Raw genomic sequence first — 18,501 nt, forward strand, 5'->3', positions numbered from 1 at the left:
GGGCGTGAACTTAGGCAACGGCTGATGTGCGCGCCCGCCACAATGCGCTGCCAAGCAGCAGATACACCGCGCCCGTCCACATGGCCTGCCAGTTCTGGAAGCCTTCGTTGAGGACGATATAGATCGCCGCCAAAGCGAAGAGTCCGGCAAACACGGCCTCAGAGAGCGGCCGCTCGCCGGATTTCGATCCGTTGAGAAACGCCAATGTCCAGAACGGCACCACGGCCATGGTCAGGGCGGCGAATGGGAAATCGCGCCAGCGCGCGTCGAATATCAGGCTGAGCGCGGTCTGCGCGGCAATCAGCGTCGTCACGATCAGCGTCACGCCCAGTATGTTGCTCATGAACAATGGAGTCAGGCCTTTGCGCGGCCCCAACACTTCAAGAAACGCCGGAAGCCCCCGCCCCGACATCAGCGCATAGGTGGCCAGCAGCGGCGCTGTCACGGCCGCCGTCAGCAGAAAACCCTGAACCAGCCAACCGCCGAGCCCGTAGCTTTCCTGGAGCATCTTGTCGATGCTGATGCCCAGCAAGATCCCGCCAGCGGTCGCGGATGCGGCGACCGCGGCCCACGATGTCAACGGCGCCGCGGCCTGCTGGCGCTTCTGCGTGAACCCGGCAACTGCGAATACACAGAGGCAAAGCAGCAGCCCGCCTGCCATCTGCAGCTTCCAGAACGGGTAATTGCTGATGGCCACGCCGGCCGGATATTTCAGCTTGCGTTCGGCCCCGTCGAACAGTCCCCAATAGCCCCCCACCGTTCCTTCCCAGCGGCGCTTCCACGGCTCGTCATACGCCTCGAACAAATTGACGCGGAAGTTATCGCGCCTTGCCCGTTCGAGAATCTCGGAGATGAAACGCGCCTGGTTGACGCGGGAAGCCAGCGCGCCATCGCGCATCCGCCCGTGGCTTGGCCAACCGGTTTCGCCGATCAAAATCTCCTTGCCGGGAAAGGCTGCCGCCACTTGCTTGCGTATCTCATCTATATGCGCGGCCGCATCCTCGGCGCGCGGGGGAACGTCTTCCCAATAGGGCAGGAAATGGGCGGTAACGAAATCGACATCGGCGCCTACCTCGCGGTAGCGCAGCCAGAATTCCCAGACATCGGCATAGGTCACCGGAATGTCCACGCGCGGCTTGACCGACTGGATCGTTTGGCGAAGGTCGCCGACGGTCATGTCGCCGCGCAGCAGCACTTCGCTGCCGACGATGAGCGCTGCGACCGTACCGGGATGATCCTTCACCAGCGAGACCGCAATGTCGGCGAGTTGCGCGTTCTTCGCGCGATCACGTCCGATCCACAGGCCGAGCAGAACCTTCAATCCGACCCTGGACGCAAGCTCGGGCACCTTGTCCAGCCCGTTGTCGATGGAGTAGGTGCGGATGCATTTGGAGACCTTGGCAAGCTCCTGCAGATCCTCCGCGATCTGCTCCGGCTTGACGATGAGCGTCGGATCGTGCGGCGTCTGATCGTTGCGGAACGGCGCGTAGGAAACGCATTCCAGCTTCGATGCATCATCAATCGGCGCGCGCGTCAGCGCTACCGGCGTGGCCAGCCACCACCACACCGCGACAACGATGCCGAGCGATAGAAACAAAAGCGCCAGCGGCGTGCGAAAGCCGATTGGTCCTGCTCCCCTAATAGGACGAATGGATGTGCCTGTTTAGCCCTGCGCGGCAGGCATGTCGACCCGCTGGTCGCGCCATGTGTACAATTGCGCGAGAGCACGGAAGCGGCGATATTGAGCCCTTCAAGAGTGAGCTTTGTTTGCGCAAAATTGATCGCGCCTGACGAATGAAATGATGGCATTCAACAGATTTTCCCGGCGACAATTTGGCAGACTTGCGGGCTGGTCGGCTCTTGGCATGTCGATACTGTCAGCCAAATCCAGCACTGCGCAATCGGATCGAGCGACCGGAACACAGAATCAGCGCCCCTCGTCGGATTTCCCGAGCGGCTTCCTGTGGGGCACGGCGACCTCGGCCTATCAGGTCGAGGGCGCGGTCAACGAAGACGGCCGCGGGCCGTCGATCTGGGACCGCTTTGCCCACACGCCCGGCACCATTTCCGATCGCAGCAATGGCGACACCGCGACCGACCATTATCGTCTCTACAAGCAAGACATCGAGATCATGAAGTCGCTGGGCGCAAAAGCCTATCGATTCTCGATCGCATGGCCGCGCGTCTTCCCGGATGGGACCGGATCGGCAAATCCAAAGGGCCTCGATTTTTATCACCGCCTTGTCGACGAATTGTTGGCCAACGGCATCGAGCCGTTTGCGACGCTGTACCATTGGGACCTGCCGCAGGCGCTGCAGGATCGCTTCGGCGGCTGGACTTCGCGCGACACCTCGAAGGCATTTGCGGATTATGCCGCCCATGTCACTGCCCGCTTGAGTGATCGCGTGAGGCATTTCTTCACGATCAACGAATGCTCCAGGCTCGTTCATCTCGGCCACGGCCTCGGCGCCGACGCGCCCGGCCTCAAACTGCCTCAATCAGGATTGAACCAGGTCCGTCACCATGTTGCGCTGGGACATGGTCTCGCCGTTCAGGCCATCCGCGCCCATGGCCGAGCCGGAACGAAGGTCGGTCCGGCGGAGAATGCCGTGAGCTGCATCCCTGCCATCGAAACGCCAGCCAACATCCGCGCCGCCGAGATCGCGACGCGCGAGCTCAACGCCGGCTACCTGACCGCGATGCTCGAAGGAAAATATACCGAGGCGTATCTGGCGCGGTCCGGCCAAGACGCGCCGAAATTCACCGCCGAGGATCTCAGCGTCATTTCATCCCCGATCGATTTCGTCGGGCTGAACGTCTATATGCCGGACCACTATGTCGTTGCCGCCGACAACGAGCGCGGCTTCACGCTGGCGCCGTTTCCCGCCTCGTTTCCGCACATGAAAGCGAGCTGGCTCAGGCCCGGCCCCGAAGCCATCTATTGGGTGCCGCGTCATGTCGCAAAACTTTGGAACGTGAAGTCGATCTATATCACCGAGAACGGAACGTCGGGGAGCGACCAGCCGGCGCCGGACGGAACCATCTACGACGTCGACCGCATCATGTATCTGCGCAATTATCTCACGCAGTTGCAGCGCGCGACATCCGCGGGCGTGCCCGTGCTCGGATACTTCCTGTGGAGCCTGATGGACAATTTCGAATGGTCTGATGGCTATGAGCAGCGCTTCGGCATCTACCACGTCGACTTCGATTCCAAGCGTCGTACGCCCAAGCTGAGCGCGTCGTTCTATCGCGAGACGATCGCGAAAAACGCCGTGGCGTAATCAGGCGATTGTCAATCCTTGCGCAGACCTTTCCCAAGCGCCTCGTACATGATCGTCTTCAGCGCCAGTTGAATTCGCCCGCCCTGCGTCGGAGCCTGTACCATGAAGACAACGAGCAAGTCGTCCTGCGGATCGACAAAATAGAAACTTCCGCCTGCGCCATCCCACCGGTATTCGCCGAGCGGCCATGTCGTGTTTGGCGGCGGTGAGGTGCGCACGGCAAAGCCAAGACCGAAGCCGCTGGATGGGCCCGGAAAGTAAAAGGGATCATGAATGATCCTGGTTTCAGGACCGATCTGATCCGAGGTCATCTGCGCGACTGTCTCGGGCTTGAGGTACCGCTTGCCGTCCAGCGTACCTCCATTCAGCAGCATTTGCAGGAATCGGGCATAGTCGGCGGCCGTCGAGACCAGACCCGCGCCACCAGATTCCCACCGCCGCGGCACTGTCGGGTCTCCGATTCCGGCCACCCGAAAACGATCAACGGGAAATGGCTGGGCGATGCGCGGCCACTTCGCGTCATCTGCGACATAGTATGCGGTCTCGGACATGCCTAGCGGATCGAACAGTCTCTGCTTCTCGAATTGAAACAGCGTCTGCCCCGAGATCACCTCGACGACGCGGCCGAGCACGTCGGTCGAGTGGCTGTAGTTCCAACGCGTTGCCGGTTGATCGGCGAGCGGCAGTACCGCAATGCGGTCAGCGAATTCAGCGTTGTCGAAGTCGCCGGCGTATAATCTTGGATTGGCATAGAGTTTCTGCACCGCGGTTTCGCCGAAGAAGCCGTAAGTGATGCCGGACGTATGCCGCAGCAGATCCCTGATCGTGATCGGGCGCTTCAGCGGCTCGAGCTTGAGCGGGTACTGTCCTGCTTCATCGGAAAGATCGACACCGACTTTCGCATCCGCAAAGGCACGAATGTATTTGGACACGGGATCGTCGAGGGCCAGCTTCCCGTCGTCGATCAGCATCATCGCGGCGACCGAGGTGACGGCCTTCGACATCGAATAGATCTGGAAAATGGTGTCCGGCGTCATCGGCTGGCTGGACGCAGGGTCCCGCACGCCGAAACATTCAAGATAGACTGGTTTGCCGTGCTGCTGGATCAGAAGCACCGCACCGGGAATCTTGCCGGCCGTGACCTCGCTGCGAACGTAGTCACCAATCCGGTCAAGGGCCGCTCGCGAAAAAGTTGGCGCGGCTGCCATTTTCGGCTCGGCCCGCGCCTCCTGCGGCTGGCCGCCGACCAGGGAAACCACAAGCACCGCCGCAGCAAGGCAACGCCCTGCCGTGGTGCCATCAGTTCTCCAGCGCTTCATAGACCAACTGCTTCAGCGTCCGCTGGATGCGCTGGCGTTCCGTCGGCGTCTGCTCGAGCAGCACGAAGAACATGTCCTGCTTGCGGTCGATCACGAAATAGCAGCCGCTGGCGCCATCCCATTTCAATTCGCCAAGCGATCCCGGCGGCGGCGGCTTGGCATTGCCCGGATCGGTGCGCACCGCAAGGCCAAGGCCCATTCCGAAGCCGTCCCCGGGGAAATAGAAATAGTCCCGCTCGACCCCAGACCCGGGGCCGACATAGTCGGTCGTCATCAGCCTGAACGTTTCGGGTTTCAGATAGGTCTTACCCTCGAACGTGCCGCCATTGAGCAGCATCTGCGTAAAGCGGCGGTAGTCCGCCATCGTCGAGTACATGCCGCCGCTGGCGAATTCGATCTTCTTGACATTGGTCGGGTTGGTGTCGCGGCCGACGCGAAAGTTGCTGTCGTTGGGTACCGGCAGCGCCATCCGCTTCTGCTTCTCCGGATCGGTGATATAGAAGCCGGTGTCGACCATGCCAAGCGGATCGAGCAGCCTTTCGCGCATGATCGTGAACAGGGATTTTCCCGACGCGACTTCCATCACCCGCGCCAGGATGTCGGTGGAATGTCCGTATTGCCACAGCGCGCCCGGCTGATTGTGCAGCGGCAGTTTGGCGATCCGCTCGGCGAACCCGGCCAGATCGAAATCTCCGTCATAGATATTGGCGGCCGCATAGGCCTTGCGGACCAGGGTGTCGCCGTAGAAGCCGTAGGTGATCCCGGACGTATGCACCATCAGGTCGCGGACGGTCATCGGCCGGCTCACTGGCACCAGCTCGAGCGTCTTGGTGCCGTCCTCGGCCTTCTTCTCGACACCGACCTTCACATTCGCGAAGGACGGAATGTACTTTGAGACGGGATCGTCGAGCTTGATCGTGCCGTCTTCGATCAATTGCATGGCCACGACCGACGTGATCGCTTTCGTCATCGAGAACAGGCGGAAGATGGTCTTGTCAGTGATTGGCTTCTTGGACTCCACGTCCTGAACGCCGAAGGTTTCGTGATAGACCGGCTTGCCATGCTGCTGGATCAGGACGTTCGCACCCGCGATCTTGCCGGTCGCCACCTCGTTCTTGAAGAATTCGGTGATCTTCGTAAGCTTGTCCTTGTTGAAGCGCGCGCCGGCGGGAATGTCGAAGGTGCCTTCGGCGCGGACTTGCGGCGTAACGGCCAGCATCAGCGCGCCGCAGGCAAGCGCGCGCAGCATTTGACGCAAGTTCATTGGAACCCCCTCCAGAATTCGGAGAGGAGTGTAGCTGCGGCGTCAGTCGGCGCAAGGGCTGCCAAAGGCTGCCAGCGCCTCTTCATGCAACCGAGCGCTGTCGCGGGAGAAGCAGCAGAAGATAACCCTTGTCACGGCAAGCGCCGCGGCCAGTCCATCGACGACGGTTGCAACTGCGATGCCCGCCGCACGGTCGGCAGGGAAGCGATAGACGCCCGTAGAGATCGCGGGAAATGCCAGAGAGGAGAGCCCGTTGGCCTGACAGAGCTCGAGGGAGCGCCGATAGCAGGAAGCGAGCAACCCGTCCTCTCCAACATTGCCGCCGTGCCAAACCGGCCCGACGGCGTGGATCACATGCCTGGCCGGCAACCGGTATCCCCGGGTGATCTTGGCGTCGCCGGTCGCGCAGCCGTTTAGCGTGCGGCACTCGGCAAGCAGTTCAGGTCCGGCCGCCCGATGGATCGCGCCATCGACGCCGCCCCCGCCGAGCAGGGACGAGTTCGCGGCGTTGACGATGGCGTCAACGCGGAGCGTGGTGATGTCGGCAACAATGACTTCCAGCCGCGCTTGGCCGACCTGGCGCGCCAGCCCGCTCAGGCGGAAGCCGCCGCGTTGACGGTGACGCCCTTGTCGACAAAGAGCTGCTGCAATTCACCGGCCTGGAACATCTCGCGGATGATATCGCAGCCGCCGACGAATTCGCCCTTGACGTAGAGCTGCGGGATGGTCGGCCAGTTCGAATATTCCTTTATGCCGTTGCGAAGCTCGGCGGATTCCAGGACGTTCAGGCCCTTGTAGCCGACGCCGATGTGATCGAGGATCTGGACCACCTGGCCTGAGAAACCGCACTGCGGAAACTGCGGCGTGCCCTTCATGAACAGCACGACGTCGTTCGACTTCACTTCGTTGTCGATGAATTGTTCGATGCTCATATTTGCTTCCTTTTGGGGCTCAGCCCCCTGCGGCGTCGCGTAACGGGCCGGCTCGTCCATGTAACCCGGATACTTGTCATAAATGTAGCCCAAACCGTTGTTCATCCAAAGTAAAATGGCGAAGAGCTGGCATGCGCGGGGTCGCCTCAGGGCGCCCGGGCAACCGCAGCCCATAGAATGACAGCATTAATGTCATAGCGCGGGCAGGCTTTTTTCCCGCAACGGAACCCCTATCTAGGACGGACTGCCCGTCAGGAACCAGTTTGCCAGCCTAACGTTCTCTCCTTTCACTGGAGATACCTGTGACGAAACCAGTATCCGCCGCCGCGTTCGCCGCTCCTGCCCCGTCACTTTTCTCGGATTCCGGCGCCCTCGCCCAGAATTTGGTGGAAGCTTATCTGGCCGTCCGCGGCGAGACCGAGCGGCGGGCCGCTCCGTTGAGCCCCGAGGACCAGCTCATCCAGTCGATGCCGGACGCCAGCCCGGCCAAATGGCACCGCGCTCATACCACCTGGTTCTTCGAGCAATTTCTGCTCGGCGAGCACTGCGAGGGTTACCAGCCCTTCCACCCTGATTATGCGTTTCTATTCAATTCCTATTATGTCAGCGCCGGACCACGGCACGCCCGTCACCAGCGCGGCCATTTGACCCGCCCGAGCGCCGACGAGATCACCGCCTATCGCCGGCATGTCGATGCCGCCGTGGTCAAATTCTTCCAGACCGCCGGCGAGGAGCGCCTCACAAAACTGGTCCCGCTGGTCGAGGTCGGCCTCAATCACGAGCAGCAGCATCAGGAGTTGATGCTGACCGACATCCTGCACGCCTTTGCCCAGAACCCGATCCCGCCGGCCTACGATCCATCCTGGCGTCTCCCGACAGCGCGCCGTTCGGCAGAGGAGTGGACCCCCCTCAACGAGGGCATCCACACCGTGGGCCACGCCGACGACAGCTTCCATTTCGACAATGAAAAGCCCGCGCACCGCGCCCTGGTCGGCCCGGTGAGGCTCGCCCGCAACCTCGTGACCAATGCGGAATGGCTCGCCTTCATGCAGGACGGCGGCTACGGCACGGCCACGCTGTGGCTGATGGACGGCTTTGCCACGGCGACCAACGAGGGCTGGCAGGCGCCCGGCCACTGGCGCCAGGTCGACGGCGAGTGGCGGATCATGACGCTCGGCGGTTTGCAGCCGATCGATCCGGCTGCCCCGGTCTGCCATGTCAGCTATTACGAGGCGGATGCGTTCGCCCGCTGGGCGGGCTGCCATCTGCCGACCGAAATGGAGTGGGAGGGGGGGGGGGGGGGGAGGTCGCCGCCCGCGCCGGCCAGCTCAACGATGCCTTTGGCATCGTCTGGCAGTGGACTCGCAGTTCCTACTCCCCCTACCCCGGCTACCGCGCCATCGAGGGGGCGCTCGGGGAATACAACGGCAAGTTCATGGTCAACCAGCTCGTGCTGCGCGGCTCCTCGCTTGCAACTCCGGCCGGCCATAGCCGTATCACCTACCGCAACTTCTTCTACCCGCACCACCGCTGGCAATTCACGGGGTTACGCCTCGCCGATTACGCCTGACATTTTCGATCATCGAAGCGCGCCGGAAAGCGCGTTCAGGAGAGTATCATGAATGTGCATGCCGCCGCTTTGGCCCAAACGCACCCGTTCGACGAACAGACCTCCGCCTTTGCCGGCGACGTGATCGGCGACCTCTCGCAGTTCCCTAAGCGGCTGTCGCCGAAATATTTTTACGACGCCACGGGCTCCGAGCTGTTCGAGCAGATCACGGTGCTGCCGGAATACTACCCGACCCGCACCGAACTCGGCATCCTGCGTAGCCGCGGCGATGAAATCGCCGCACTCATTCCGAAAGGTGCGGCCCTGGTCGAATTCGGCGCCGGCGCGACCACCAAGGTCCGCCTGCTGTTGGAGCGCTGCGATTTTTCCGCCTATGTCCCGGTCGATATTTCCGGCGATTTCCTGAATGCGCAGGCCAGCGGCTTGCGCAAGGATTTCCCCGATCTCGGCGTTTATCCGGTTGCCGCCGATTTCACCGCGCCGTTCGAGCTGCCGGCGGAAATCGCAGACCAGCCCAAGGTCGGCTTCTTTCCGGGATCGACACTCGGCAATTTCGAGCCGCACGAGGCGCGCGCCTTCCTGCGCAGCGCACGCGACATTCTGGGCAAAGGCGCACAGATGATCATCGGCGTCGACCTCGAGAAGAACGAGCGGGTGCTTTACGACGCCTATAACGACGCCGCCGGCGTCACCGCGCGGTTCAATCTCAATGTACTGGTCCGCATCAACCGCGAGCTCGGCGGCAATTTCGACGTCTCCGCCTTCATGCACCGCTCGGTCTATAATCGCGAGCGCCATCGCATCGAGATGCACTTGATTTCCAAGAAGGCGCAGAGCGTGCGCATCCTGGGACGGAATTTTTCATTCCGTCCCGGCGAGAGCATCCACACCGAGTCGAGCTACAAATACAGCTTCGACCGCTTCACCGCGTTGGCGCGCGAGTCCGGCTGGTCGGTGCGGGAATCCTGGAACGATCGCGACCAGATGTTCTCCGTTCACGCGCTGGCGGCGTCGGACTGAGGATTAGAGCGTTTTCAAGCGAAAGCCTGCCCCGGACTTGATCCGGGGTGGACACCGGTTCGCGTCAAGAAAGCGCGTCAAAACAGGAATCTAGAGCCCGGTTCTGATTCAATCAGAACCGAAAGGGCTCTAGCCGCGGGTTTTGCAGCTCACGTCTTGCAGACGGACCGCCTGCGGTCCGGTCGCGGCCTGCGTGTCGGCGCAATGCGGGGAGCGACAGATATCCAATCATCGGACAATCGGTCTGCACCCAACAGCCACGCGTGAATGATCCGCCACTTGTCTTGCCCGCGGGACTGGAAATCCAGAAGCGGAGATCCTGCGTCCTGCAGTTCGTGGAAAAATTTCAAAGAATCTTTTCCAGTCGGTCCGTCCGGCTCGATCATCTGCGTCAAGATCCAGCGGTCCCACTCTTCAATAATGCGTACTCTTGCTTCACTCTGTTTCATAGGCGCGTATTCCCAGCCACGGCTCCCCCGTGGGCACTGACTGATCGCGCTGGTCAAGTTTGATGGAAGGTGCCTACGCCGCCGCGCGTCCCCGCACCTTGCCGGGCGCAGTATAACCAAACTTCTTAACAAGTATTCATCTTTATTACCCCGCCCGCAAAACGGTCCATCTGCGCTGTCGTTTCCCCTTCGAAATGTCCAACTTTTGACGCGGACTCAGCCGAGCCTTCGCGGCAGCATGGCTTGGGGTGAGTTCGTGCCAGGGGATTTCAGTCATGGGCAACGCATTTCCAGCGTCAAGCAACCACGGGCAACGTTCGGCATCTTCGTCTGTTCACAGTGATACGGACACGGGCTGGGATGAGGGAGCAGACACCGAGCGGGCAGCGCTTCGCGAGGAAAATGCGAGGCTCCGCGCTCTCGTCGTCCAACTGTCGGATCTCGTCCTCAGAAATGTCGTCGATCATCACAACTCGCCGCAACTGGTGCCGATGAGGCGGCCCAGGCTGGATTAAAGGCACTATTCTGCCGGGTCGGATCGCAGCGAGACCGTTTCCCACACCGCGACCGCGATCATGATCGCGGTGGTCAGGATCGACAGCATCAACGGCGACAGCTCGCTTGCGAACCAGGCGAGCGCGCAAAGCGCGATGATGCCCGCCCCGTGGGAGAGCTGAAGGAAGCCGCGAAAGCTCAGCTTGAACAGGATGGTCCCGAACAGAAACAGCAAGGGGCCGCCGATCGCGCTCGTTACGGTCTTGAGATCGGAATGTCCGCCGGGGTGTTTCAGCACCAGTTCGTCCGCCACTGCCGCGACGATGATGCCGGCCACGATCGGCATGTGCAGATAGGTATAGGCGAGCCGCGCCAGCCTTCCCGGCTCGCTCGATTTTGAAAGCTGTTCGGAGCCGGCTTCGGCGCCGATGTGGAAATAGATCCACCACATCGCGATGCTGCCGAGGAAGGCCGAGATGAACGCCAGAACGTTTTCGGTGGTCCAGGTGAGTTCGGCAAAGGTTGCGCCGATCACCACGACGGATTCGCCGAGCGCGATGATGATGAACAGCGCGCAGCGCTCGGCCATGTGGCCGCCTTCGATCATCCAGTCCGCGACCGAGGACGCGCCGTGGCGGGGAATCCAGAACCGCACCGCCGGCGAGATATATTCGATGACGAGCGCAATGGCCCACAGCATCAAGCGCGGCTGCCCTTCCGCTATCCCTCCGGCGATCCAGAAGACGGCCGACACCGAAAGCCAGGCGGCGATCCGGACGGCATTCATGCGTGCCCGCGGCCGCGACGGCGGCGTCGACAACCACAGAAATATCGTCTTGCCGACCTGCATCGTCGCATAGGCGATGGCAAACCATAAGCCGCGCTCGTCAAATGCCTTTGGGATGGACGTCGATAGCACCAGCCCGCCCAGCATCATCGCGAACAGCAGCAGCCGGACCGGGGTCTTTTCGGGATTGAGCCAGTTGGTGATCCAGGTAGTGAATACCCATACCCACCAGACCGCGAGAAACAGCAGCGTGACCTGCAATGCGCCCAGCGGCGTAAAGTGAGCCAGCAGCGTGTGCGAAATTTGCGTGACCGCAAAGACGAAAACGAGGTCGAAGAACAGCTCCGCGTACGTGACGCGGCTATGCTGGTGCGGCACGATCCGGCGAAACAGCGCGCCGTGTGCGTTGTCTGTCATCGATGCCCCCGCCGTCTGGGGACTACCTCTCCGGTACCCCGGGTCCGCCAGGTACCCCGGTCTGCAGCGCCAGCGCATGCAGCAAGCCGCCCATCTGCCCCTTGAGCGACTGGTAGACGATCTGGTGCTGCTGCACCCGCGACTTGCCACGGAACGACTCCGAGATCACGGTCGCGGCGTAGTGGTCGCCATCGCCTGCGAGATCGCGGATCGTCACCTCGGCATCGGGGATAGCTGCCTTGATCATCGACTCGATATCGTGGGCATCCATCGGCATTCCAGCATGTCTCCGTCAGGTGTTTCGAATCACGGCCGGCTCGCGCGACCGTGACGGCCAAACCTAGCGCGTACGCTCTTCTAGGTCACGCCTGGCGGCACTATATTCCGGGTCGAAGCGTTTGACACCGCGAGATCGCGTCGCGCCCGATCATTTCGGGCTGACCGAAAAAGAGGCTCAAAATCATGAAATTGCCCGGTCCCGACCATCCGATCACGATTACGGCAAACCCCAAGCGCGTCCGGGTCTCGGTGGGCGGCGTGGTCATTGCCGATACCACCCGCGCGCTGACCTTGAAGGAAGCCAGCTATCCGGCGGTGCAATATGTGCCGCGCGAGGACGCCAATATAGCGTTGTTGTCCCGCACCGAGCGGACCACGCACTGCCCCTACAAGGGGGACGCGAACTATTTCAGCATCAACGCCAACGGCAAGAGCCTCGAAAATTCGATCTGGACCTACGAGACGCCCTTCCCGGCCATGGCCGAGATCGCCGGCCGTCTGGCGTTCTATCCGGACAAGGTGACGATCGAGGAAGTGGCGTAGTCAGACGTACTAAGAAGTCATTCCGGGGCGATGCGTAGCATCGAACTATGGTGCGCAATTGCGCCCCTGAGAATCCTATTCCCCGGGGTGCAATTGCACCCCTCGGGTCGGGCGTTTTCGCGCCATCCCGGAACGACGGCGTGGAGCTACACCCTGAATATCGTGAGCCCAAGGATCAGAAGCACCAGGAAGATCACGACGAAGACATAGAACAGGAAGCGGGCGATGTCGGCGGAGGCCTCCGAAATGCCGGTGAAGCCAAGGATGCCGGCGACAACAGACACCAGAAAGAAGATCAGCGCCCATTTGAGAATTGTCATTGCGTGCTCCGCGACCTCTGAGGCCGTACCAGAGGTGGCCCCTCAATTTCACCTGACCTAACGGCCGGTTGCACCGCCGGTTCCGATCAGCCCGGAGATGCGGGTTCGCCAGCGCCGCGATTGGGCCTTGCTGAATCAGGTTCCGGGCGGCAACATTTGGCCACACAGCCTGGCTGGGAGGCGCGCATGACATCGATTTCCACCATGGGGCATGCCGACGTGGGCGCAGTGCCCAGGGCCAAATCGCGAAACCTTTCGCTTGATCGCGCGCGGACCTTCCTGACGCTGGTAGTGCTGCTCCACCACGCCGTCATCCCCTATACCTATTTCGGTCATACCGATCCGACGTCATTCTTCGGCTTCGACATGATCGTGCTCGCCACTGACAGTTTCTTCATGGCGATGTTCTTTTTCCTGTCGGGGCTGTTCGCCTGGTCTGGTATCGCCCGGAAGGGACCGCTGAGCTATTTGGCAGATCGCCTGCTTCGGCTTGGCTTACCTTTCGTGATCTGCGCCTTCACGGTCATTCCGCTCGCCTATTACGCCATCTCCCTGCGGCACCATCCCGAGATCGGCTTTCCGGAATACTGGTGGAATATGATCACGAAGGGCCCGTGGCCGAGCGGGCCGATCTGGTTCCTTTGGGTCCTGCTCAGTTTCGACGTGGTGGCCTGCATCCTGTATCGGCTGTCACCCAACCTGCTCGATCCGATCAACCGCCTCTCGCTGCACGGTCGTCGCCGCCCCGCAGTGTTCTTCGCGGTCATGCTTGCCGTCACCGCTGCGTTCTACATTCCCGGGCTGGTTCACTATGGACATAGCAGTTGGTTCGAGTTCGGGCCGTTCTCGGTCCAGCACGGGCGCGTGATGCTCTATGCGAGCTACTTCTTTTTCGGCGCCGGCATCGGCGCTGCGCAAATGGATCGCGGGCTGCTCGCGGCAGACGGCCGAATGGCGAAGGTGAGCTGGGACTGGATGGTGCTGGCGATCGTTCCGTATTGCCTCTTGTGGGTGCTGATCTTCATCAAGCGCGAAATACTGGGCAACCCGTCGCCGTTGCCGGACTGGTATGAAGCGCTCTACGCCATCTGCTTCACCGTCTTCAGCGTGGCCATCATGTTTCTGATACTGGCCTTTTTCCAGAGGTTCAGGCAATCGGGCTCAGCCAAGCTACTCGATCCGATGCAGGCGGACGCCTACGGCATGTTCCTGGTGCACTACCCGATCGCACTGTGGCTGCAATACTGGCTGTTCGATTATGAGCTGCCGGCGATCGTCAAGGCCACGATCGGGTTCGTACTGACGGTACTGTTGAGCTGGGGGATCACGCGCGCGCTGCGGCAGATCCCGGGCGCGACGAAGGTGCTTTGAGGCGTCATTGCGAGCCACCCGGTCGGCGCGAAGCGCCACCGGATGACAGGCTCCGCGAAGTAATCCATCTCGCAGCAAGCGGCGACATGGATTGCTTCGTCGCTTCGCTCCTCGCAATGACGGGGAGAGAACGCGCCTACGCCGCCTTGCCGCTCATGTAGGCCGGCAGCCAGTGCTCGAACGCCGTTTTCAGCGCATCCACAGCGACCGGCGCTTCACCGGCAACCGCGATCGCATCGCCACCCGTGGTGCCGATCCGCGCACTGGGCACGCCGGCGCCCTTCATCTTCGCCAGCACCAGGCCGGCGTCGGCTGCCGGCACCGTCACGACATAGCGCGCCTGATCCTCGCCGAACCAGTAAGCGTGCGGCACGATCGCGTTCGGCGCCGCCAATAGCTGCGCGCCGATGCCACTGGCAATCGCCATCTCGGCCAGCGCGATCAGCAGGCCACCGTCGGAGACGTCATGCACCGCGGTTGCCGTGCCGGCGTGGATCATGCCGCGGACCACGTCGCCGTTGCGCTTTTCGGCGGCCAGATCGACCGGCGGCGGCGCGCCTTCTTCGCGGCCGCAGATGTCGCGCAGGTAGACGGACTGTCCGAGCCAGCCTTGCGTATCGCCGATCAGGAGGATCGCTTCGCCGGCCGCCTTGAAAGCCAGCGTCGCCGACTTGGTGAAATCGTCGAGCAGACCGACACCGCCGATCGAGGGCGTCGGCAGGATGCCGCGGCCGTTGGTTTCGTTGTAGAGCGAGACGTTGCCCGACACGACAGGGAAATCGAGCGTGCGGCAGGCTTCGGAAATGCCCTTCAGGCAGCCGACGAACTGGCCCATGATTTCGGGCCGTTCGGGATTGCCGAAATTGAGATTGTCGGTGATCGCGAGCGGCCGGCCGCCGACCGCAGTGATGTTGCGCCAGGCTTCGGCGACGGCCTGCTTGCCGCCTTCGAACGGATCGGCCTCGCAATAGCGCGGCGTGACATCGACGGTGAGCGCGAGCCCCTTGGGCCCGTCCTCGACGCGCACCACCGCGGCATCGCCGCCCGGACGCTGCACGGTATTGCCCAGAATGACGTGGTCGTATTGCTCCCAGACCCAGCGCTTCGAACATAGCTCCGACGTGCCGATCAGCTTCTCCAGCGCCGCCGAAATGCCTACTGGGGGCTCCACTTCGCGTGCCTGCACCATCGGCAAGACCGCGGACGGGACGTGCGGGCGGTCATACACCGGCGCCTCGTCGCCCAATTCCTTGATCGGCAGATCGGCCATCACGTCGCCGCCATGCTTGACCACGAAGCGCTTGGTCGGCGTCGTGTAGCCGACCACGGCGAAATCGAGGCCCCACTTCTTGAAGATCGCCTCGGCCTCTTTTTCCTTCTCGGGCTTGAGCACCATGAGCATGCGCTCCTGGCTTTCCGACAGCATCATCTCGTAGGCGCTCATGCCGGTTTCACGGGTCGGCACCGCGTTGAGATCGAGTTCGACGCCGAGATCGCCCTTGGCGCCCATCTCGACCGCTGAGCATGTCAGGCCCGCCGCGCCCATGTCCTGGATCGCGATGACGCAGCCTTTTTCCATGATCTCGAGGCAGGCTTCCAGCAAGAGCTTTTCCGCAAAGGGATCGCCGACCTGCACCGTCGGCCGCTTCTCGGCGGAGTCATCGTCGAATTCGGCCGACGCCATCGAGGCGCCGTGAATGCCGTCGCGGCCGGTCTTGGAGCCGAGATAGACGATCGGCATGTTCACGCCGGAGGCTGCCGCATAGAAAATCTTGTCGGTCTCGGCGAGGCCGACCGCCATCGCGTTGACCAGGATGTTGCCGTCGTAGCGGGTGTGGAAGCGCACTTGGCCACCGACCGTGGGCACGCCGAAGGAATTGCCGTAGCCGCCGACGCCGGCCACCACGCCCGACACCAGATGGCGCGTCTTCGGATGCTCCGGCGCGCCAAAGGAAAGCGCATTGAGGCAGGCAATAGGCCGCGCACCCATCGTGAACACATCGCGCAAAATGCCGCCGACGCCGGTGGTCGCGCCCTGATAGGGCTCGATGTAGCTCGGGTGGTTGTGGCTCTCCATCTTGAAGACCACCGCCTGCCCGTCCCCGATGTCGATCACGCCCGCATTCTCGCCCGGGCCCTGGATCACCCAGGGCGCCTTGGTCGGCAGGCCGCGCAGATGGATGCGCGAGGATTTGTACGAGCAGTGCTCGTTCCACATCGCCGAGAAAATCCCGAGCTCGGTGAACGTCGGCACCCGCCCGATCAGCTTGAGGATGCGCTCATACTCGTCGGGCTTCAGACCATGGCTGGCGACGAGTTCGGGGGTGATCTGGGGCTCGTTCATGGGTGCCTTAATAGGAAGATCGAGGGGGTGCGAAAAGGCCTTTTATGGCGCATTTCCGCCCTGTCCAGAGCTTTGCGCGGGCGCGCTTTCGGGATTGGCGTTTGCACATCGTTCCCGGATCGGATTTAAGGACGGAAACATCCAATTGAAGGCCATTTTTAGTGAACGAGCTGCCCCAAAACGCATTCCGCAACCGCCCAGACCTTTACGTCGAAACCGAGGGCGAATTCGCCGGCTGGCGGACCTGGACCCGCGACAGTTTCGAGACCCATAACGGCCCGTTCTGGCACCGGATGGACGAAAACGGCCGCGTGCAATGCGCGTTCCGGGTCGAGAAGAAGCACCTCAACGGGCAGCGCAACGTCCATGGCGGCTGCTTCATGTCGTTCGCCGATTACTGCTTGTTTGCGATCGCCTCCTCCGTGCTGGAGGGGCCGGGCGTCACGGTTTCGTTCGCGTGCGAGTTTCTCGACGCGGCGAGCGAGGGCGAACTGGTCGAATGCGAGGGCGAAATCACCCGCGCCGGCGGCTCGCTGATTTTCCTGCGCGGCGTGCTGAAATCCGGCGAACGGTCGCTGTTCACCTTCTCCGGCACCATCAAGCGGGTGAAGTGGAAGAAGCCGACTGGCGCCGCCGCCGTTGCCACCTGACGCGCCACAGGCACGTCGCGGCTGGCGCGACTATGCATTACTACTCGCGCTGGCGTGCTGCTGGAGCTCGACCTATCCGCTGACCAAGATTGGCCTCGTCTCGATCCCGCCGGTCACCTTCATCGCGGTGCGGTCGCTGATCGCGGCGGGCTTCCTGCTGGTGATCCTGCGTGCCCGCGGCTTGCGGCTGCCGACGAACGGCAAGGCCTGGAGGCTGTTTGCATTCCAGCAGACCATCAACTCGACCATTCCTTTCCTGATGATCACCTGGGCGCAGCAATATGTGGCGGCGGCGCCGACCGTGGTGCTGGCCTCGACCACGCCGATCTTCGCTTTCCTCATCACTTGGGCCATCACAAGGCATGAGCCGGCGACGCTGCTGAAGCTGATCGGCGCCATTCTGGGGCTGGCCGGAACGGCCGTGACCATCGGCCTCGATACGCTCGGCGGGCTCTCCAGCAACCTCTTTGCCGAAATGGTCATCTTGATCGCCACCATCTCGTTCGCCTGCGCCACGATCTTCGGGCTCAAGCTGACCGATTACGACCCGATGGTGGTCGCAGCGGGCTCGCTGTTGTTCGGCGGCACGGTATTGTTGCCGCTCGCGCTGATCGTCGACCATCCCTGGACCTTGCGGCCGACGCGCGAGGCGCTGATTGCCACCGCCGCGATGGGAATATTCTCCAGCGCCTTCGGGCTGATGCTGTTCTACATGTGCCTGACGCGGCTCGGCACGCTGACCACCAATTCACAGGGATACTTGCGCATCCCGATCGGGGTCGGCCTGTCGGTCCTGCTGCTCGGCGAACCCGTGCCGCCGAACCTGGCGCTCGGCCTCGTGTTGGTGATGGCCGGCGTCGCTGCGATGACCATCCCACGCGACCATTATCGCAAGTGGATCGAGCGCCTGCGCGGGAAGCCGAAAGGTTGATGAGGGCGGTTGGCGGAATATAGCCGATGTTGCTTTTGGGCGATCGAAAGCCACTCCGGCTGAGCCTGCGGAAACGGTAGTGGAACAGCAATCAACCATGATTGACACACCGGAACGCATGCGAGTGCACCGTGTTGCGCCGTTACGCAGCAAGAAAAGGAGCAATCATGAAACTCGCAACAATCGGATTGGCCATGGCACTGGCATTCACGAACACCCTCGCCCTGGCGCAAGCCGGCGGCAGCGGCGCCGGCGGAAGTTCGGGCACGGGTGGCACAGCGGCAGGATCCTCCACCGGCGGAACGACCGCCGGAAGTGGAACGGGCGGTAATGCCACCACCGGCATGAGCAACGATGCAGGCAGTGCAGCAGCCGGCCGAAACAGTACAGTGAACCCGTCAGGGAACACCCACATCAATCCCTCGCCGAGCGGCTCGACGCTGTCGCCGACGGGTCCGGGTTCGACTACCGGTCGATAACAAAAAGCCCCGCTCGGCGGGGCTTTTTTATCACATGATCGCCGGTG

At 62.2% G+C, this 18,501-nt stretch carries 17 protein-coding genes and 1 pseudogene; 8 read left to right on the top strand and 10 right to left on the bottom strand.

The window, feature by feature from the left end:
* Nucleotides 1-10: 10 nt before the first annotated feature.
* Nucleotides 11-1,597 carry a glycoside hydrolase family 17 protein gene (locus V1290_RS06540; protein WP_334363609.1) on the bottom strand — a complete coding sequence of 529 codons (1,587 nt, stop codon included), beginning with the start codon at nt 1,595-1,597 and terminating at the stop codon, nt 11-13.
* Between the two features lie 268 nt (nt 1,598-1,865).
* Between V1290_RS06540 and V1290_RS06545 the strand changes: the two genes are divergently transcribed.
* The gene (locus V1290_RS06545) at nt 1,866-3,284 is read left to right on the top strand and encodes a GH1 family beta-glucosidase (protein ID WP_442894969.1); all 1,419 of its coding nucleotides are present in this window, start codon (nt 1,866-1,868) and stop codon (nt 3,282-3,284) included.
* Between the two features lie 11 nt (nt 3,285-3,295).
* On the opposite strand, the gene V1290_RS06550 is transcribed toward V1290_RS06545, so the two are convergent.
* From V1290_RS06550 to grxD, 4 genes are read right to left on the bottom strand one after another with little or no spacing between them, the layout of a single operon-like run.
* The gene (locus tag V1290_RS06550) at nt 3,296-4,603 is read right to left on the bottom strand and encodes a serine hydrolase domain-containing protein (protein WP_334363611.1); all 1,308 of its coding nucleotides are present in this window, start codon (nt 4,601-4,603) and stop codon (nt 3,296-3,298) included.
* A complete protein-coding gene (locus V1290_RS06555) occupies nt 4,584-5,867 on the bottom strand; it encodes a serine hydrolase domain-containing protein (protein ID WP_334363612.1) in 1,284 nt (427 codons plus the stop codon). The genes V1290_RS06550 and V1290_RS06555 overlap by 20 nt, the downstream gene beginning before the upstream one ends.
* A 42-nt stretch (nt 5,868-5,909) precedes the next feature.
* Nucleotides 5,910-6,464, bottom strand: coding sequence for an O-acetyl-ADP-ribose deacetylase (locus V1290_RS06560; protein WP_334368950.1), 555 nt, complete (start codon nt 6,462-6,464; stop codon nt 5,910-5,912).
* Nucleotides 6,461-6,799, bottom strand: coding sequence for a Grx4 family monothiol glutaredoxin (gene grxD / locus V1290_RS06565; protein ID WP_028349976.1), 339 nt, complete (start codon nt 6,797-6,799; stop codon nt 6,461-6,463). The genes V1290_RS06560 and grxD overlap by 4 nt, the downstream gene beginning before the upstream one ends.
* A 302-nt stretch (nt 6,800-7,101) precedes the next feature.
* Here grxD and egtB point away from each other — a divergent pair.
* Both egtB and egtD read left to right on the top strand, forming a co-directional pair.
* Nucleotides 7,102-8,369, top strand: a pseudogene (egtB, locus tag V1290_RS06570) (ergothioneine biosynthesis protein EgtB).
* A gap of 48 nt (nt 8,370-8,417) precedes the next feature.
* Nucleotides 8,418-9,389: an L-histidine N(alpha)-methyltransferase gene (gene egtD, locus V1290_RS06575; RefSeq protein WP_334363613.1), complete on the top strand. Its 972-nt coding sequence runs from the start codon at nt 8,418-8,420 to the stop codon at nt 9,387-9,389.
* Nucleotides 9,390-9,538: 149 nt separating this feature from the next.
* On the opposite strand, the gene V1290_RS06580 is transcribed toward egtD, so the two are convergent.
* From V1290_RS06580 to V1290_RS06590, 3 genes are all read right to left on the bottom strand, one after another.
* Nucleotides 9,539-9,838, bottom strand: a complete 300-nt coding sequence (locus V1290_RS06580; RefSeq protein WP_334363614.1) for a hypothetical protein — start codon at nt 9,836-9,838, stop codon at nt 9,539-9,541.
* 520 nt (nt 9,839-10,358) lie between these two features.
* A complete protein-coding gene (locus V1290_RS06585; RefSeq protein ID WP_334363615.1) occupies nt 10,359-11,537 on the bottom strand; it encodes a low temperature requirement protein A in 1,179 nt (392 codons plus the stop codon).
* A 22-nt stretch (nt 11,538-11,559) separates the two neighbouring features.
* Nucleotides 11,560-11,814, bottom strand: a complete 255-nt coding sequence (locus V1290_RS06590; RefSeq protein WP_025590827.1) for a BolA family protein — start codon at nt 11,812-11,814, stop codon at nt 11,560-11,562.
* 185 nt (nt 11,815-11,999) lie between these two features.
* Here V1290_RS06590 and V1290_RS06595 point away from each other — a divergent pair, with 185 nt between their 5' ends.
* On the top strand, nt 12,000-12,359 hold the full coding sequence (locus tag V1290_RS06595; RefSeq protein ID WP_334363616.1) for a DUF427 domain-containing protein: 360 nt from the start codon (nt 12,000-12,002) through the stop codon (nt 12,357-12,359).
* Nucleotides 12,360-12,505: 146 nt separating this feature from the next.
* On the opposite strand, the gene V1290_RS06600 is transcribed toward V1290_RS06595, so the two are convergent.
* Complete coding sequence (locus tag V1290_RS06600; RefSeq protein ID WP_334363617.1) at nt 12,506-12,679, bottom strand: DUF1328 domain-containing protein; 174 nt, start codon at nt 12,677-12,679, stop codon at nt 12,506-12,508.
* Between the two features lie 186 nt (nt 12,680-12,865).
* On the opposite strand from V1290_RS06600, the gene V1290_RS06605 reads away from it, so the two are divergent.
* Nucleotides 12,866-14,050, top strand: a complete 1,185-nt coding sequence (locus tag V1290_RS06605; RefSeq protein WP_334363618.1) for an acyltransferase family protein — start codon at nt 12,866-12,868, stop codon at nt 14,048-14,050.
* A gap of 136 nt (nt 14,051-14,186) precedes the next feature.
* On the opposite strand, the gene purL is transcribed toward V1290_RS06605, so the two are convergent.
* Nucleotides 14,187-16,394: a phosphoribosylformylglycinamidine synthase subunit PurL gene (gene purL, locus V1290_RS06610; RefSeq protein ID WP_334363619.1), complete on the bottom strand. Its 2,208-nt coding sequence runs from the start codon at nt 16,392-16,394 to the stop codon at nt 14,187-14,189.
* Nucleotides 16,395-16,555: 161 nt separating this feature from the next.
* On the opposite strand from purL, the gene V1290_RS06615 reads away from it, so the two are divergent.
* From V1290_RS06615 to V1290_RS06625, 3 genes are all read left to right on the top strand, one after another.
* Nucleotides 16,556-17,044: a PaaI family thioesterase gene (locus V1290_RS06615; RefSeq protein WP_334363621.1), complete on the top strand. Its 489-nt coding sequence runs from the start codon at nt 16,556-16,558 to the stop codon at nt 17,042-17,044.
* The gene (locus V1290_RS06620; RefSeq protein ID WP_334363622.1) at nt 17,034-17,975 is read left to right on the top strand and encodes a DMT family transporter; all 942 of its coding nucleotides are present in this window, start codon (nt 17,034-17,036) and stop codon (nt 17,973-17,975) included. The genes V1290_RS06615 and V1290_RS06620 overlap by 11 nt, the downstream gene beginning before the upstream one ends.
* Before the next feature lie 167 nt (nt 17,976-18,142).
* A complete protein-coding gene (locus tag V1290_RS06625) occupies nt 18,143-18,454 on the top strand; it encodes a hypothetical protein (RefSeq protein WP_334363623.1) in 312 nt (103 codons plus the stop codon).
* Nucleotides 18,455-18,501 lie beyond the last annotated feature (47 nt).

Source organism: Bradyrhizobium sp. AZCC 1578 (assembly GCF_036924675.1).
Taxonomy (GTDB): Bacteria; Pseudomonadota; Alphaproteobacteria; order Rhizobiales; family Xanthobacteraceae; genus Bradyrhizobium.